The sequence below is a fragment of the Sphaerisporangium sp. NPDC088356 genome, assembly GCF_040685555.1.
GTDB lineage: Bacteria > Actinomycetota > Actinomycetes > Streptosporangiales > Streptosporangiaceae > Sphaerisporangium.
The window spans coordinates 40,072-54,954 of sequence record NZ_JBFBIK010000004.1 but is presented as its reverse complement, the minus strand read 5'-3'; the positions used below and the strand labels follow the sequence as shown (position 1 = coordinate 54,954).

General features: G+C 68.0%; 16 protein-coding genes. 12 read left to right on the top strand and 4 right to left on the bottom strand.

The window, feature by feature from the left end:
* Positions 1-1,926 (bottom strand): hypothetical protein, encoded by a 1,926-nt coding sequence (locus AB0O34_RS03110; protein ID WP_363911996.1) that lies wholly within the window; start codon positions 1,924-1,926, stop codon positions 1-3.
* Positions 1,927-2,309: 383 nt separating this feature from the next.
* Between AB0O34_RS03110 and AB0O34_RS03105 the strand changes: the two genes are divergently transcribed.
* The 4 genes from AB0O34_RS03105 to AB0O34_RS03090 are packed head-to-tail and all read left to right on the top strand — an operon-like array spanning position 2,310 to position 5,638.
* On the top strand, positions 2,310-3,356 hold the full coding sequence (locus AB0O34_RS03105) for an ABC transporter ATP-binding protein (RefSeq protein ID WP_363911994.1): 1,047 nt from the start codon (positions 2,310-2,312) through the stop codon (positions 3,354-3,356).
* Positions 3,349-4,014, top strand: coding sequence for an ABC transporter permease (locus AB0O34_RS03100; protein WP_363911992.1), 666 nt, complete (start codon positions 3,349-3,351; stop codon positions 4,012-4,014). Before AB0O34_RS03105 ends, AB0O34_RS03100 begins: the two co-directional genes overlap by 8 nt.
* Positions 4,011-4,682: an ABC transporter permease gene (locus AB0O34_RS03095; protein WP_363911990.1), complete on the top strand. Its 672-nt coding sequence runs from the start codon at positions 4,011-4,013 to the stop codon at positions 4,680-4,682. Before AB0O34_RS03100 ends, AB0O34_RS03095 begins: the two co-directional genes overlap by 4 nt.
* Positions 4,683-4,726: 44 nt before the next feature.
* Positions 4,727-5,638 (top strand): ABC transporter substrate-binding protein, encoded by a 912-nt coding sequence (locus tag AB0O34_RS03090; protein WP_363911988.1) that lies wholly within the window; start codon positions 4,727-4,729, stop codon positions 5,636-5,638.
* An 85-nt stretch (positions 5,639-5,723) separates the two neighbouring features.
* Here AB0O34_RS03090 and AB0O34_RS03085 read toward each other — a convergent pair whose 3' ends face one another.
* Complete coding sequence (locus AB0O34_RS03085; RefSeq protein ID WP_363911986.1) at positions 5,724-7,640, bottom strand: Xaa-Pro dipeptidyl-peptidase; 1,917 nt, start codon at positions 7,638-7,640, stop codon at positions 5,724-5,726.
* A 203-nt stretch (positions 7,641-7,843) separates the two neighbouring features.
* Here AB0O34_RS03085 and AB0O34_RS03080 point away from each other — a divergent pair, with 203 nt between their 5' ends.
* The 7 genes from AB0O34_RS03080 (at position 7,844) to AB0O34_RS03050 (ending at position 12,349) form a co-directional block, all read left to right on the top strand.
* Positions 7,844-8,680: a hypothetical protein gene (locus AB0O34_RS03080; RefSeq protein ID WP_363911984.1), complete on the top strand. Its 837-nt coding sequence runs from the start codon at positions 7,844-7,846 to the stop codon at positions 8,678-8,680.
* Between the two features lie 129 nt (positions 8,681-8,809).
* Positions 8,810-9,055 carry a hypothetical protein gene (locus tag AB0O34_RS03075; protein WP_363911982.1) on the top strand — a complete coding sequence of 82 codons (246 nt, stop codon included), beginning with the start codon at positions 8,810-8,812 and terminating at the stop codon, positions 9,053-9,055.
* Positions 9,052-9,411, top strand: coding sequence for a hypothetical protein (locus AB0O34_RS03070; protein WP_363911980.1), 360 nt, complete (start codon positions 9,052-9,054; stop codon positions 9,409-9,411). The genes AB0O34_RS03075 and AB0O34_RS03070 overlap by 4 nt, the downstream gene beginning before the upstream one ends.
* A gap of 231 nt (positions 9,412-9,642) precedes the next feature.
* A complete protein-coding gene (locus AB0O34_RS03065) occupies positions 9,643-10,122 on the top strand; it encodes a flavin reductase family protein (RefSeq protein ID WP_363911978.1) in 480 nt (159 codons plus the stop codon).
* A 174-nt stretch (positions 10,123-10,296) separates the two neighbouring features.
* On the top strand, positions 10,297-11,190 hold the full coding sequence (locus tag AB0O34_RS03060) for a maleylpyruvate isomerase N-terminal domain-containing protein (RefSeq protein WP_363911976.1): 894 nt from the start codon (positions 10,297-10,299) through the stop codon (positions 11,188-11,190).
* A gap of 57 nt (positions 11,191-11,247) precedes the next feature.
* Positions 11,248-11,724, top strand: coding sequence for an Rrf2 family transcriptional regulator (locus tag AB0O34_RS03055; protein ID WP_363911974.1), 477 nt, complete (start codon positions 11,248-11,250; stop codon positions 11,722-11,724).
* Between the two features lie 190 nt (positions 11,725-11,914).
* Positions 11,915-12,349, top strand: a complete 435-nt coding sequence (locus AB0O34_RS03050; RefSeq protein ID WP_363911972.1) for a carboxymuconolactone decarboxylase family protein — start codon at positions 11,915-11,917, stop codon at positions 12,347-12,349.
* A 99-nt stretch (positions 12,350-12,448) separates the two neighbouring features.
* On the opposite strand, the gene AB0O34_RS03045 is transcribed toward AB0O34_RS03050, so the two are convergent.
* Together AB0O34_RS03045 and AB0O34_RS03040 are read right to left on the bottom strand one after the other, a co-directional pair.
* Positions 12,449-13,657: a DUF262 domain-containing protein gene (locus AB0O34_RS03045; RefSeq protein WP_363911970.1), complete on the bottom strand. Its 1,209-nt coding sequence runs from the start codon at positions 13,655-13,657 to the stop codon at positions 12,449-12,451.
* 133 nt (positions 13,658-13,790) lie between these two features.
* Positions 13,791-14,366, bottom strand: a complete 576-nt coding sequence (locus tag AB0O34_RS03040) for a MarR family winged helix-turn-helix transcriptional regulator (protein WP_363911968.1) — start codon at positions 14,364-14,366, stop codon at positions 13,791-13,793.
* A gap of 60 nt (positions 14,367-14,426) precedes the next feature.
* On the opposite strand from AB0O34_RS03040, the gene AB0O34_RS03035 reads away from it, so the two are divergent.
* Positions 14,427-14,837 (top strand): cupin domain-containing protein, encoded by a 411-nt coding sequence (locus tag AB0O34_RS03035; RefSeq protein WP_363911966.1) that lies wholly within the window; start codon positions 14,427-14,429, stop codon positions 14,835-14,837.
* Positions 14,838-14,883 lie beyond the last annotated feature (46 nt).

Here is a 14,883-nt window from a genome sequence, read left to right as displayed (position 1 = left end):
TCAGGGAGTGACGATCGTGGGGACCGCGAAGAACACGATCATCGCGATCGCGACGCAGAGGATGAACCCGGCCACCTCCCAGAGCCAGTCGTAGTGGTGCTCGCCCAGCTTGATCGGCTTCGGCCGGTCGTGCCGTCGCGGTCGCGCCGCCGACGTCCCCTGCCCGGGTACGGCCGCCCCGGCCTGCCCGGGTACGGCCGCCCCGGCCTGCCCGGGTACGGCCGCCCTGGTCTGTTCGGGCACGCTCGCCGCCGTCGCCGGCTCGGTGACGCCGTCCACGACCTTGCCGGTCACCGGCTCGGCCAGGGACATCGGTTTCTCGGGGGACGCGGTCTCTCCGGCCAGGGCCGTCGTCTCCCAGGCGGACGACGTCGCGTCCGGGGTCGTGACGGCCGCCACGTCACCCGGCGCGGGCGACTCTTCCGGCCGGGCGGGCGTCTCCGGCTCGGTGGGTGCTTCCGGCTCGGCGGGCGTACGCGTCCTGGCAGCGGCGCCGAACCTGGCACGCAGTTCGGCCAGGGCCGCCGGAAGCGTAAAGGATGCACGCCTGTCCGCGGACTTGTGCCCGCGAGCCTCGGCAGGCTGTGCCACCGGCTGTGCCGCCGTGTCTCCGGCGGCCTTCCGGGAAGCCCTTCGTGAGGCGGAACGCCCCGGGCTGCCGGACGCGGGACCGTCCACCTCGGGAGACGGCCGGCCGCCGAAGGTGCGCCGCAGGGTGGGCCAGTTACCGGTGGCCAGTGCCTCGCTGAAGGACGACGACTTCTCGGGGGACCAGTCGCGCCCGGTATCTGAGGGCCTGTCCACGGCCGGAGCGCCGTCCGCGGGGGGAGCCTCCGGCCCGGCCGGCGCGACCGGGATGGCGGGGAAGAAGGCCGACACATCAGATGAGGCGACCAGCACGTCCGGGAAGGCGACCGGCGCGCTGAGCGGCATGGCGGGCAGGTCGTGCCGGGCGGCGGTGCCGAAGGCGTCCCGAGGTGTGGCGGCGGGGGGCCCGGCTGAGGCGGCGGGCGTGCCCGGCACGTCCGGGGCAACCGGCGCCACCGGGGCGGTCAGGGGGGCGGTGGCGGCGGCTTGGCGGCGGCGGCGGGGCCTCGGGAACGCGTCCGGTGCTCCGGGGCGCGATGCCCGGATCTTCGGCATCGGCTCGGTGGCGGCCTCGTGCCCGGACCTGTGGCCGGGCTCGGGAGGCGACAGCTCCTTGGCGGGGAAGACACCGGTGTTGGTGAAGGGATTCGGCTCGGCGAGGGGCAGCGGCCACCTGGGCGTGGTGGGCCAGAGCCGCTTACTCTCCGACCGCGCGCCGCCGGCCGTGCGGGTCTCTTCGGGGATGGCGCTGAGGATCTTCACCCGGAGGCCACCCGACGGCCGGCGCCAGGGGAGCCGCGCCAGAGCGTCCTCGGCGGGCGCGATCGCCAGCGCCGCGTACGCCTCCGCCAGACGCGCGGGCACGGCCGCCCCCGACCGTACGGCGGCGACGGCGGCGGCGAGGGAATGGGAGAACCGCTGGCGGGCGCTGAGTTCGAGCTGCTCGGCGGTGTCGGCCGCGACGTCGAGGACCCAGGCCAGCTCCGCGGTGTCCAGCCCGCAGATCGCCGACAGGAGGAGCACCTCGCGCTGGTGCGGGCGTACCTCGCGCACCACGCGCTCGATCAGCGCGGTCGCGGGGTCGGCGGCGGGGTCGACCGACGGGAGGACGTAGGCGACGTCGCGCCGGTAGATCTCACGGCGCGCGAGCGCGTACAGCGCGGCGCGGGGGGGCTCCACCACGGGAACGTTGGTGAGAACGGCCGTGAGCGCGTCGGCGGCGGAGGCGGTGTCGCCGAGCTGGTCGTGGCAGTACGCGAACAGCCCGGCGGCGTGACGGTCGTAGAGCTCGGCGATCAGCTCGCCCCGGGGGCGCTGATCGATGAGCGATGGAGTCACGGCCAGTTCCTCTGGAATTCTCGTGCGGCCTGGTGGGTTTGGCCTGGCTGAGGGGGATAGGGAGGAAGCTCGGGAGCCAATCATGCCAAGGCTCTCCCAGGAGTCGCACTAATCGATGCCACTTTGATAGATATCGCGAAAGTACCAGGAAGAAGCGGCCGGACAGCGAACATTCGCACCTTTCTGAAATGCTGACAAGTCGGTCTGACGCCTGTCTTGGGACAGATTGCTCAAGATCCCCATAGGGTGTGTCGGGAAAGATCAAGTGGACCTGCGGTCGGACCGTCACCTACCGTGGGGGCTGCCGAGCGGGTGGTAGCTGCGCGCAGCCGACTCGACGATTCCGGGCCTACGGGGTCCGGCCGAGAAGCACGAGGTCGTGCGTGATCACATTTGAAGGCGTCACCAAGCGCTATGGCGACGGCACGATAGCCGTCGACAACCTCAACCTCCAGGTGCCCACCGGGGCCATAACCGTCTTCGTGGGGCCGTCCGGGTGCGGCAAGACCACGTCATTGCGCATGATCAACCGCATGATCGACCCGACCGAGGGCCGCATCCTCCTCGACGAGCAGGACATCCGGAAGATCGACCCGCCGACCCTGCGCCGGGGCATCGGCTACGTCATCCAGCAGTCCGGCCTGTTCCCGCATCGCAAGATCGTGGACAACGTCGCCACCGTGCCCTACCTGCTCGGATGGGACAAGAAGAAGGCGCGCGCGCGGGCGATGGAGCTACTGGAGCGCGTCGGGCTCGACATCAAGCTGGCCGAGCGCTATCCGTTCCAGCTCTCCGGCGGCCAGCAGCAGCGGGTCGGGGTGGCGAGGGCCCTCGCGGCCGACCCGCCGGTGCTGCTCATGGACGAGCCGTTCAGCGCCGTCGACCCGGTCGTGCGCACCAGCCTTCAGGACGAGCTGCTCAGGCTCCAGGCCGAGCTCCAGAAGACGATCGTGTTCGTGACCCACGACATCGACGAGGCGATCAAGCTGGGCGACACCGTCGCGGTGCTGCGCGTCGGCGGTCACCTGGCGCAGATCGCCGATCCGGCGACCCTGCTGGCCGAGCCCGCCGACGAGTTCGTCGAGGGGTTCCTGGGCAAGGACCGCGGCATCCGGCGGTTGTCCTTCGTCCCGGCCGGCGGCATCAAGGTGCGGTCCGAGCCCGGCGTGCCGGGCTGGTCGGTGGTGCTGGACGACGACAACCGGCCGACCGGGTGGCGTGCCGACGGCGCCGGTGAGGCGAACGGGCTCCAGCCGTTCGGGACCTTCGACCTCGAGAAGGACTCCCTGCGCGCCGCGCTCGACGCCGCGCTGCTCGCGCCGTCGGGCTGCGCGATCGCGGTCAACGGCGACGGCAGGTTCGCCGGGGTCGTCACCAGGGACGCGCTGGACGAGGCCCTCATCCGGAGCACGGGGGTGGCCGATGGGTGACGGCGAGCCGCTGGTCCGCTGGGACTGGATCGGCCGCAACTGGCCCAGCATCCAGACGCTGCTCGTCGACCACATCATCATGGCCATCGTGCCGGTGCTGCTCGGGCTGATCATCGCCCTGCCGCTGGGCCTGGCGAGCGCGCGGTGGCGGGTGCTCTACCAGCCCACCGTCGGCCTGATGAACGTCGTCTACTCGCTGCCGTCGCTGGCCGTCTTCATCGTGCTGATCCCGCTGACCGGGCTGGCCGAGCGGGCCACGGTCATCATCCCGCTGACCTTCTATTCTCTCGCGGTGCTGATCCCGTCCGTGGTCGACGGGCTCGGGGCGGTGCCCGACCACGTTCGCCAGTCGGCCGTGGCGATGGGCTTCGGGCCGTTGCGGCGGCTGCTGCAGGTCGAGCTGCCCATCGCGGTGCCCGTCGTGCTCGCCGGCCTGCGGGTGGCGACGGTGTCCAGCATCAGCCTCGTCAGCGTCGGCGCGCTGGTCGGGCGCGGCGGGCTCGGCTACCTGTTCATCGACGGGTGGCAGCGCCAGTTCTACACCCCGATCGTGGTGGGCATCGTGCTGGTCGTGGCGCTCGCCGTGCTCGCCGACGGCCTCATCGTCCTCGCGCAACGCCTGCTGACCCCCTGGGCCCGTGCGAGGAGGACGGCATGAACTGGCTGATCGACTTCTTCGGCGCCCCGGCGAACTGGTCCGGCCCCGGAGGCATCCCGAACCGGCTGCTGGAGCACATCGAGTTCTCCGTGGTCGCCCTGCTCCTGGCGATGGTCATCGCGATCCCGCTCGGCCTGCTGATCGGGCACACCCGGCGGGGCGCCGTCCTCGTCGTGATCGCCGCGAACGCCGCCCGCGCGCTGCCCACGCTGGGCCTCGTGGTGCTGATCGTGCTGCTGGTCGGGGTCGGTACGACCTGGCCTGTCCTGATCCCCCTGGTCGCCCTCGCGATCCCCCCGATCCTGGTCAACACCTACGAGGGCATCCGTGGCGTCGACGAGGACCTGCGCGACGCGGCGTACGGCATGGGCCTGCGAGGCGGCCAGGTGCTCATGAAGGTGCTGGTTCCCGTGGCGTTGCCGTTGATCCTGCTCGGCCTGCGCATCGCGGCGATCCAGGTGGTCGCGACGGCCACCGTCGCCGCGTACGTCGGCCTGGGCGGGCTCGGCCGTTACATCATCGACGGGCTGGCGACCAAGGACTTCCCGAGCACGATCGGGGGAGCGGTCCTCGTCGCCGTGCTGGCGTTGATCGTGCAGCTTGGTTTCTCGCTGCTGCAGCGCGTGATGGTCTCCCCCGGGGTGAGCCAGCGCGTCAAGGTTCGCTAATCTCTCTATTACCCCCTGATTTGGAAGGGAATTCAATGAGGCGAATGATCACCACCGCGGCGGTCGCCCTGACCGCGGTGTTCACCCTAGGCGCGTGTGGTGGCGGGGACCCGCTCGACACAACCAGCAGCGCCAGCGCGGCCCCCAGCGCGTCCGGCTCCGGTGGCGCCTCCAAGGTCGTCATCGGCTCCGCCAACTTCCCGGAGAACGTCCTGCTCGCCTCGATCTACTCCCAGGCCCTCACGGCCAAGGGAGTGCAGGTGGAGGAGAAGTTCAACATCGGCAGCCGCGAGGTCCTCTACGACCAGGTCAAGTCGGGTGCGCTGACCGTGCTTCCCGAGTACAACGGGGGTCTGCTCAGCTTCCTCGACCCCAAGAGCACCGCGGCGAGCACGGATGACGTCAACGCCGAGCTCAAGTCCAAGCTGGCCGCCGAGCTTGAGATCCTCGACTCGTCCCCCGCTCAGGACAACGACTCGTTGACGGTCTCCAAGGACACCGCCACGAAGAACAACCTGACGACCATCGAGGACCTCGCCAAGGTCGCCAAGGACTTCGTCGTGGGCGGCCCGCCGGAGTTCAAGAAGCGCCGCGAGGCCCAGTTCAAGGACGTGTACGGCATCACGTTCAAGGAGTGGAAGCCCACGGACACGACCACGGCCGACGCGATCAAGAGTGACGCGGTCCAGGTGGGCAACGTCTTCACGACCGACCCGAAGATCCTGATCAACGGCCTTGTGTCGCTCCAGGACCCGAAGAACGTCTTCAGCGCCCAGAACGTCACGCCGCTGGTCAACAAGGCCGGCGCCAATGACACCGTGCGCACGACCCTGAACGCCATCTCCGCCAAGCTCGACACCAACGCGCTGGTGGACCTGATGAAGCGCGTCGCCGTCGACAAGGACGACCCGCCCGCCGTCGCCAAGGACTGGCTGACCCAGAACGGCCTCGCCTGACCTCGTCGAGGCCCGCTACGACGGGAGCCGGGGCCCGCACCGTGAAGGTGCGGGCCCCGGCTTTTTGTGGTTTGTCAGTGGTTTATCAGTAGAGACGGTTCTCAGGCACGGGCAGGGTGAGCTGCTGCGGGCCGTGCCACTTGACCTTGTCCTTCGCCAGGTCGAGAAGCAGGGAGCCGAGGGCGAGCGGGAACTGCACCTTGCTCTTGCTGAGGTCGATGGTGACGTTCGCGCCGGTGGCCCTCTCGCCGCTGTAGTTCGAGTCGGTTCCAGCGATCACGAGGGCCAGCCGGTGGCCCTTCTTGAAGATGTAGTCCTGCGGCAGGGTCTCCCACTTCACCGTGGCGTACTGGCCCGGGGTCATCGGCGAGGACGTGCTGAGCGAGTCGCGGTTCTGCGCGTCGATCCAGCCGCGGGCCACGATCTCCAGCGGGCGGGTGGCGACGTTGCCGACGACCTTCTTGTAGCAGCCGTCGTCGGAGGCCGTGCTCTCACCGTGGCAGTCCTCCTCGGCGAGGGTGGTGACGCCCTGCCCTCGGCGCCAGTCGACCCGGGTGTCCTCGCCGAAGTCGACGATGAGCGCGGTCAGGTTCGACGTGGGCTTGTCGAGCGCGACGCGCAGGTCCACGACGGGCGTGCCGGACAGGCGCAGGTCCACCGGCAGCGCACCGGTGGTGTAGGCCACCTGTCCCGGCTTCTCGGTGCCGACGTCGGCCACCATCGCGTCCTCGGACTGGCGGACGTCGGTGAACGTGGCCGTGGTGTTCTTCTTGGCGGGGAGCAGGCCGAGCGAGCCGTCCGCCGCGGGGTAGAGGGGGATCTTCACGGCGAGCGGCGCCGGCCAGTCGGGCTGGGTGATCCAGCCGGTCGGGGTGGTCTGCACGTCGGCGCGGGGCTCGCGCATGATGCCGTTCTGCACGCCGAGCAGCCAGAAGTCGAACCAGCGGTGCAGCGTGTCGACCCACAGGTCGCGGCGTCCCTCGAAGTCGAAGGGGTCCACGTGCTGGTACTGCCCGACCCAGATCTTGCGGGGCACCTTCCTGTCGGCCAGGGCCTGCCACCACTTGGAGAAGTTGTCGGGCTTGACGTTCAGGTCGTTGACCGTGTGCACGGCGAAGACGCTGGCGTGCACCTTGGAGGCGTCGGCCAGCGAACCGGCGATGTAGTCGCGCTCGGCCCAGAAGGCGTTGTAGTTGCCGGTGTCGTCGCCGTCCTCGGCGTCCAGGCGCGCCCGTGCCGCGGCGCACTTGGCGATCGGGTCGGTGTCGACGACCCTCGCCAGGTACGACATGTAGTCGAAGTTGTAGATCACGCCGTTGGAGCGCTGGTACTTGTACCAGGAGCTGATCGCGGAGATCGGGACGATGGTCTCGAGGCCTTCGACGCCGGTCGCCGCGACGGCGTTGGCCAGGGTGCCGTCATAGGACTTCCCGATCATCGCGGACTTGCCGGTGGTCCAGTCGGCGACCGCCGGCGTGCCGTCCTCACGGTAGGCGGTGGCGCGGCCGTTCAGCCAGTCGATGACGGCCTTGCCGCCCAGCACGTCGGCCCGCCCGCCGACGTCGGGACACCCATCGGACCTGGTGGTGCCGATCATGTCGACGTTGAGCACCGCGTACCCGCGCGGGACGAAGTAGTTGTCGTAGAACAGGGGGAACTTGGCGAGGTTCCCCTCCGCGTCGTAGACCTTCCGCTCGGACTCGTTGCCGCGACCGGAGTTGTCGTAGTACGGGCTCTCGTCGATGATCACCGGCACCTTGAGGCCGGGGCCCGATTCCTTGGGCCTGATGATGTCGACGCGGACCCGGTCCAGGTTCCCGTCGGAGTCACTGTCGACGCTCGACTCGACGTAGACGTGCTCGCGGACGGCGTCGGCGTAGGAGAAGACCGGCTGGGTCCGTCCCTGCGTGACGGTGATGGAGGGCTCGGCGCTCGCCTGGGCCGGAGTGGCGATCACCACGACTAGGCCGACGGCGGCAAGGACTGCTCGTAACTGGGGCACTCGGGGTCTCCTGGGAGTGTGGGGGAAACACCCTCAATCTCCATGAGTGTCCATAAAGCAAACAAGATCCCTTTATGCGTTCTACATCACCTTGGTCCTGGTATGTGATATACCATCCGCGCCACGGAGCCGCAGTGTTAGCCTGGCTGTCGAAGCTTCTGGACGATCATCGTCGGCCCACCCACCCTGGACGCGTGCTGATCATGAGTCGTATTCGCGCCACCACGATCGCCGTGGCCATGACCGTCCTCGCCCTCGCGGGGTGCTCCGCGCCGGCGGGTGACGATCGTGCGTTCCCCACGACGGCAGGTGAAGACCGCTCGGGCCCCGCGACCGCGGGTGAAAGCCCAGAGCCCACGACCACGGATCAAAGCCCGGAACCCGCCACCGCGCGCCAGATGGTCGCGCTGTGGAATTCGTACGGCGGGTTCGCCGGAAACCGCCTGAGGAAAAGCGATCCGCCCGCCCTCGCCGTGTACGGCGACGGCCTCGTGATCGCCCACGCCGACCGCAGCCTTCCCCTGAAGGGGACAGAGCTCACCGACCTCCTCCGCGCGCTCCGCGACGACCTGGCCTCACAACCCGCCACCGCCGACCCGACCGGGGTCTCCCAGATCGCCGACGCCCGCACCATGGTGCTCGGTGTCCGGGTCGACGACACGATGCATACGGTGACCGCGTACGCCCTCGACGAGACGCGCTCCGATCGCGGCTATCCCGATGGGCTGTACCACGCACGCGATCTGCTCGGCGCGCTGGCCGAACGGGTGAGCCGCGAGGGAAGCACCTATACGACCGACCGGGTGCGCCTCATCGCGGAGCCCCGGCCAGGGCAGACCGGCGACAAGTGGCCCTCCCCGCTTCCGGAGCCGGGCGCCTCGGAGGACGGTGGCTTCGACAAGGTTCTGAAGGGCACGCAGGCGGCGGAGGCCCGCCGCGTGCTCGTACGGGCGCGGCAGGACGGCGCCTGGCCCGTCTACCACGACCACCAGGGCCGCCCCTTCGCCGTCACCTGGAGATACGCACTGCCCTCAGAGTGAGGCGACCGACGGAGGCCCCGTGCCGCCTTGATCACTATCACAACGGGCACGCCACGTGGCGCGCGCTCAGACGTTCTTCTGCCATCTGATCGACCTAACAAGCCTGGTTGTGTCTGACATAATATGGGTATGAGGAAGCTGCGCTTCTATCGGTCGGCACGGAAACACCGCATCGGGCGGGCGCATGCCCTCCACGTGATCCGATGTGGACCGCCGGCCATCGTTCCGGCAGCCGACCCGGGCCTAGAGGACCGATGGGTGTGGATCGGCCAGGACGATCGGGGCATCGAACTGGAAGTGATCGGCATCCTCACGGACAAGTACCTAGTGATCATCCATGTGATGCCGACCGCGCTGAGGAGGAAGAAGCCATGACCGAGCACGAGGCAGCCTGGCCACCCGAAGACATGGAACTGGTCCTGGACCACGACTCCGAAATAGACAGTGACTTCGAAGAGATCTACGACAGCAAGGGCAACCGGATCACCGACGAGTATGTTGTTGATGCGATCGCTGACGTTCACCGGGCGATCGACGAGGGTCGTGTGCCCGTACCGACCGGTCGTGGCGGTCGTCCGTCACTGACGGGCGAGGGCACGCACTCACCAAAGGTCTCGTTCCGGGTACCCGAGGAATTGCGCGAACGCGCGAAGGCGCGCGCCGAGAAAGAGGGCAAGACGGTCTCCGCACTGGCTCGAGAAGCCTTCGAGCAGTTCCTCAGGGCAGGTTGACTTTCGGACCTCACAGCGACTCAGTCGATGGCGGAAACGCTATCGACTGAGCAAGCTTTGGAGCCCTCGGCGCATCGACTCCAGCTCTGTGGCGACCTGACCTACCTCAGTAGAGAACATCCCCGAGCACGTAGCTTCGGACTTCCTGGCATGAGGCTGTTCTGTACGACCCGATCCACGGTCCGGAGGCGAGTCGGCACGCTGGGGTGATCGGTGGTAGGTGTTGGGGCCATGAACGAGTTCACGGAGGCGATGCGGCAGCTCGTCGCGGGGGTGGCCGTGGTCACCGTGCACGATGAGCGCGACGACATCGGCACGACGGTCACCACCTTCTCCTCCCTGTCGGCCGATCCGCCGATGGTCATGCTGAGCCTCATCTCCTCCGGCTACCTCTGTGAAGTACTGCTCCGCGAGGACCGGTGGGCGGCGAGCCTCCTGTCCGGCGGCCAGGCCGTGATAGCCAGCCGGTTCGCGACACCGGGCCGTCCCAGCGCACGCCTGCTGCTGGCCGGAACGCCGCATCATCGTGGCGCCCACACCGAGGCGTTCATCGTCGACGGGGGAGTGGCCGCGCTGGAGGCCGAGACCGCCCGGGTCGTCCCCGCCGGAGACCACACCCTGTTCCTCGCCCAGGTCCTCGACGTCGACTACGTCGACCCCTCGCTCCCACCCCTCGTACGGATGCGCGGTCGCTACCGTCCCGTCAACTGACCCGCTGTGCGGAGCGCACGTGAGAAGAACCATGGCTTGGTGACCGGGTGTTAGCTTGGCCGTGTTCCGAGTACGGCCCCGCGGCGGCGCGGGCGGGAGCGCGTTGCCGGGCGGCGGCCGGGGTCGGCGGCGACGTGTCCCGCCGTGGTCTTGAGAAGGTTCCGTGGAGGGAAAGTGGTCACACCCATCACGCGAGGCCAGTGGGAAGCGGTACGCACTTCTCTCAGGGAAGCCGGTGACCGGTTCGCCGAGATGGTGTCCTCCGCCCGCGAGCCGCACGCCAAGGCGACTCGGGACTGGACCGTCGTAGAGAGCGCCGCCCACGTGGCCTCCATCACCCGGTGGTACAGCCACATGCTCAGGTTCGACGACGGCCCCCATCCGTTCCCCACCCTTGAGGGTGCGCTGCTGGCGACCACCGTGGACACCGTCAGCGATGTCAACGACGTGGCGCTGGAGCTCTTCCCCGAGCGGGATCCGCGGACGCTGGCCCATCTGCTGCGGACCTACATCGGCGAGATCCTGCGGGTGACCGAGGGCCTCGACCCGGCGCGGCCGGTCGTCTGGCTCGGCGACTCCCGGGTTCCTCTCGCCGGGGTGCTCGCCCATCTGGTCAACGAGCTGCTCGTCCACGGATGGGACATCGCCTCCGCGACGCGGACGCGCTGGGTGATGCCGCCGCGAGAGGCCGCGCTCTTCTTCGATCTGTTCCTCGTCGGGATGATCCAGCAGGATGTCGGGCGGCTGCTGGACACGGGGGAGCCTGCCCTGGACCGGCGCATCGCCGTCCAGTTCCACTCCAGGTACACGACCCCGGTGACGCTGGTCCTGCGCGGTGGACGGGTTTCGAGCGAAGCGCCCGGCCGGGACACCGACGTCCACCTGTACTTCGATCCGGCCGCGCTCAACCTCCTGCTGTTCGGCCGGATCGGAAGGACGCGCGCCGTGGCCACCGGCAAGCTGGCCGTATGGGGCCGCCGCCCGTGGCTCCTGCCGGCGTTCCTCCGTACCGTGCGCCTGCCGACCAACGCGCGACCGCGCTCCACTCAGGAGCCTGCCGGCGCCTAGTGTGTCGCCCCGCGATGGTGCCAGGGATCCTGGATATGTAGTATCTAGATTGTGCGGATGAGTGAGGGTGTCGAGTGGGCGATGCACTGCTGTCTGACCCTCGACTGGCTCGGTGAGGACAGGCCGGTGCCGACGGCGAAGCTCGCGGCGAGCTACGAGCTGCCCCCCGCCTACCTCAACAAGCAACTCCAGGCGCTGGTCAGGGCCGGGATCCTCACGTCGACGGCCGGAGTGAGGGGCGGTTTCCAGCTCGCCAGGCCGCTCGACAAGATCACGCTCATGGACGTCGTGACGGCGATCGAGGGTTCCGACGAGGCCTTCCACTGCATGGAGATCCGGCGGCGCGGGATGGGGGCGGAGACGCCCGAGCGGCAGTTGCGCGTTCCGTGCGCGGTCACGACCGCCATGCGCAAGGCCGAGATGGCATGGCGACGGGCGCTGACCGCGCAGACCCTGGCCGACGTGCGGGCGAACGCCGATCGCCACGCGCCCAACCTGGGCGACAGCATCCGGCGCTGGTACGCGCGCGGCTGATCATTTGAACGCGAGGACCTCTCGCGCGGACGTGGAAGGAGAAACTGGATGTTGAGTATCTAGATTAATGAGGCCGCCCGCCGCTTGAGTGAGGGGGCCGGGACGAATCAAGAACTGACGACGCACGTATGTGCGGCGCACGCCGTACTGACTGAACTGGAGAGACGCGATGCAGGCAAGGATTGACGGCATGCCGAAGATCGCTGCCGAGGGCTACCGGGCGATGCAGGCCGTGGAGGCCTTCGTGGGGCGTGGCGGCGTTCCGAAGACCACGCTGGAGCTGGTCAAGATACGGGCCAGCCAGATCAACGGGTGCGGGTTCTGCCTGGACATGCACAACCACGATGCCAAGAAGGCGGGTGAGACCGACGAGCGCCTCTTCGCGGTGGCGGCCTGGCGGGAGTCGCCGTACTTCACCCCTAAGGAGCGGGCGGCGCTGGCGCTGACCGAGGCGGCCACCCGGATCGCCGACAGTGAGCACGGCGTGCCCGACGAGGTGTGGGACGAGGCGGCCGACCACTACGACGAGGAGTCGCTGGCCATTCTGGTCATGGCCATCGCCCAGATCAACGCCTGGAACCGCATCAACGTCACGATCCGCTCAGTCGCCGGCTCCCACCGCTGACCGCTGACCGTTGATGGGCCCGCACCGACGTCGGGTGCCGGTGCGGGCCCTCGCCGCGTACCGCGAGCGAACGCCTTGAAGTTGGTCACACCGAGCGAATCAAGCACTTTCCACCTCTCGGACCAGTTTGTCCACTGCCGCGAAGCGGTCACGGATTTTGGATGGATCGCCGGTGCCTACCGATATGGCGCGTTCGAACTGACTGTCGTTCAAGAGTAGGCCGGACAATCCTTCCTGGATCCTATCCCTGCGGGCGGTCAGGACGTGGAGGTCTTCGTCCGATCGCTTCGCGAGATTCACCGAAATCGCCTCGAAGAGGGCCTTGTTGATCGGTAGACGCCAACGCTTATTGTGACGCGAGCGCTTGCGGAAGGCGTACTGGCCGAAGATATTCGTGGAGGCGTCCATGGCTCTGCGGAAATCGGTCCTGATCTGGTCAATCTTGTCTGGGCTCAGGACGTTGATCGATGACATGGCGCTACGAAGGAACCCGTCGAAGTCACGGTGGTCGTAGGCGGCTATGTCATCGATCAGGAGAAATGCGATGAAACGCAGAACCATCTCCCGATCGTCCATGCGCTCGGACTTGATACTTTGATCTGTCGCCCGGCGAAACGGCACGGACTCCGCGAGCTCGCGCAGCAGGATGCGTGCCGGTCCTGGGATGAGCGCGTGTCGCAACTCTTGACGGGAGAGTGGCAGGCCGCCCGTATTGATCCGGGTGAAGATGTTGAATTTGACTGCCTCGGGAGTTCCGGGCCGGATCAGGTGTACCACGAGTTCGGTTTCCCGGAGTCTCGTCCGCAGACGGCCGGGAAGATCCTCAAACCTGAGTCCGTTGTATTGTCCCAGGTAGGTGAGGTTCTGGAGGGTCAGCGGTCGTCGACCAAGGCTCTCGGGTTCGATGAAGCTGGCAATCGTGGTCAGCCGTTGGATACCGTCCACGATCACCCATACACCGTTCTTGTTCTCCGCCGCGTAGAACGTCGGCAGAGGGATGCGGAGCAGCAACGACTCGATCAGCTTGCTCTGGTTGTTCAGATTCCAGATTCCTGCCGCACGCTGAAAGTCAGGTGCCAGATCGATCATGTCGTCTCGGATTCGGGACAGCAGAAGGTCGATCGTGGGGTTTCGAGTGATGACATCGATACGTTCAGGGTCGAACGGCTGGCTGATCTCGTCGATCGACTCGTGCTCAACACCCGTGCTCGTATGAGTAGAGCTGTACTCCATGGGAACTTCGAGTGACTCCCACTCGATCCCATGAAGGGCCTGGTCTTCAGAATCGTGATCGGGTACCGCATTCATGGTCATCATTCTCGTTCCGGCTCGGCTCACGTGCCGCTACGGGCATGACCAACACAATAACGAGCCGGAGAGCCGTGCTCGGCGTGAAGCGATCACAGAGGCTCGGGTCCACTCAGACACTTGGGCCGGCTGATTACTGGTAGCCGCCGAACCAGCCGGGGACGTCCAGGTGGAAGAAATCGGGTGGGGTTACCAGGCGGAGGTCGGATTCGAGGGCGCGGAGGCGGTCCTCCCCGAGGGTGTCGGCCCAGCGGGCCCTGAGGTTGTCGAAGATATGGGCCGATCGCACGAGGCTGTCGACGCCGCGCTCGGTGAGCCGCACGATCTTGCGCCGGGCGTCGTTCGCGTCGGTGCCACGCTCGACGTAGCCGATGCGTTCGAGCGTGTCGATCGTCTTGCCCGCGGCCTGCTTGGAGACTCCGAGCCTCCGGCCCAGCTCGGCCGCCGTCGTGCCCCGCGTGCCGATGGCCTGCATGACGAACCCGTGCATGGGCCGTACGTCGGGGTGGCCCTGGCGTGCCAGCTCGGCGTGCAGCTCGTCGATGAGGACGCGAAAGGCCAGGAACAGGCGCAGGGGCAACTCGAACCCGGGAGGGTCGGCCGCCGCCCTGTCACCGGTGGAGGGCGACGTCTCGACGTCCGGCGAGGGCTTCGCCCTGCCGCTGGTGGGGGCCGTCCCCGATCCGGGGTGCCGGGGCTCAGTTGACACGATGGACAACCTCGTTCACTATATAGACAACCACATTGTCGATTATAGGAGCTGTTCGAGATGCCCATCATCCGCCATGCGGAAAGCCGCAGGACCGAGACCCCCAATGCCGTCATGACCACCTTCGCCTCGCCCACGCAGGGAGGGGCGGGGCTGGCCGTCTGGCACGTGGAGATGCGCCCCGGCCAGTCGGGCCCGCTGCACGCCTTCGACACCGAGCAGGTGTGGACGTTCCTGTCCGGAGCCGCGACCGTCGACCTCGACGGCGAGAAGCTGGCCATCGAGCCGGGGGACACCCTGGTCATGCCCGCCGACGTGCCCCGGCAGGTGTTCTCCGACCCGGATTCCGGCATGACCGCGATCGTCGCCGCGCCGGCCGGCTGCCGGGCGTACACCCCCGAGCCCATCGACGTCTCGCCCACCTGCGCACTACCCGACGGGGACAAGCTCGTGCCCGCCTGGGTGGTGTGACAAGCGAGCACCAAACCACAGGCGGCGCCTGTGGACCACGTGCCCG

Coding starts and splice junctions, on each gene's coding strand:
- AB0O34_RS03100 (WP_363911992.1), top strand. CDS start 3,349: ATGGGTGACGGCGAGCCGCTGGTCCGCTGGGACTGGATCGGCCGCAAC.
- AB0O34_RS03095 (WP_363911990.1), top strand. CDS start 4,011: ATGAACTGGCTGATCGACTTCTTCGGCGCCCCGGCGAACTGGTCCGGC.
- AB0O34_RS03090 (WP_363911988.1), top strand. CDS start 4,727: ATGATCACCACCGCGGCGGTCGCCCTGACCGCGGTGTTCACCCTAGGC.
- AB0O34_RS03080 (WP_363911984.1), top strand. CDS start 7,844: ATGAGTCGTATTCGCGCCACCACGATCGCCGTGGCCATGACCGTCCTC.
- AB0O34_RS03075 (WP_363911982.1), top strand. CDS start 8,810: ATGAGGAAGCTGCGCTTCTATCGGTCGGCACGGAAACACCGCATCGGG.
- AB0O34_RS03070 (WP_363911980.1), top strand. CDS start 9,052: ATGACCGAGCACGAGGCAGCCTGGCCACCCGAAGACATGGAACTGGTC.
- AB0O34_RS03065 (WP_363911978.1), top strand. CDS start 9,643: ATGAACGAGTTCACGGAGGCGATGCGGCAGCTCGTCGCGGGGGTGGCC.
- AB0O34_RS03055 (WP_363911974.1), top strand. CDS start 11,248: ATGAGTGAGGGTGTCGAGTGGGCGATGCACTGCTGTCTGACCCTCGAC.
- AB0O34_RS03050 (WP_363911972.1), top strand. CDS start 11,915: ATGCCGAAGATCGCTGCCGAGGGCTACCGGGCGATGCAGGCCGTGGAG.
- AB0O34_RS03045 (WP_363911970.1), bottom strand. CDS start 13,657: ATGAATGCGGTACCCGATCACGATTCTGAAGACCAGGCCCTTCATGGG.
- AB0O34_RS03035 (WP_363911966.1), top strand. CDS start 14,427: ATGCCCATCATCCGCCATGCGGAAAGCCGCAGGACCGAGACCCCCAAT.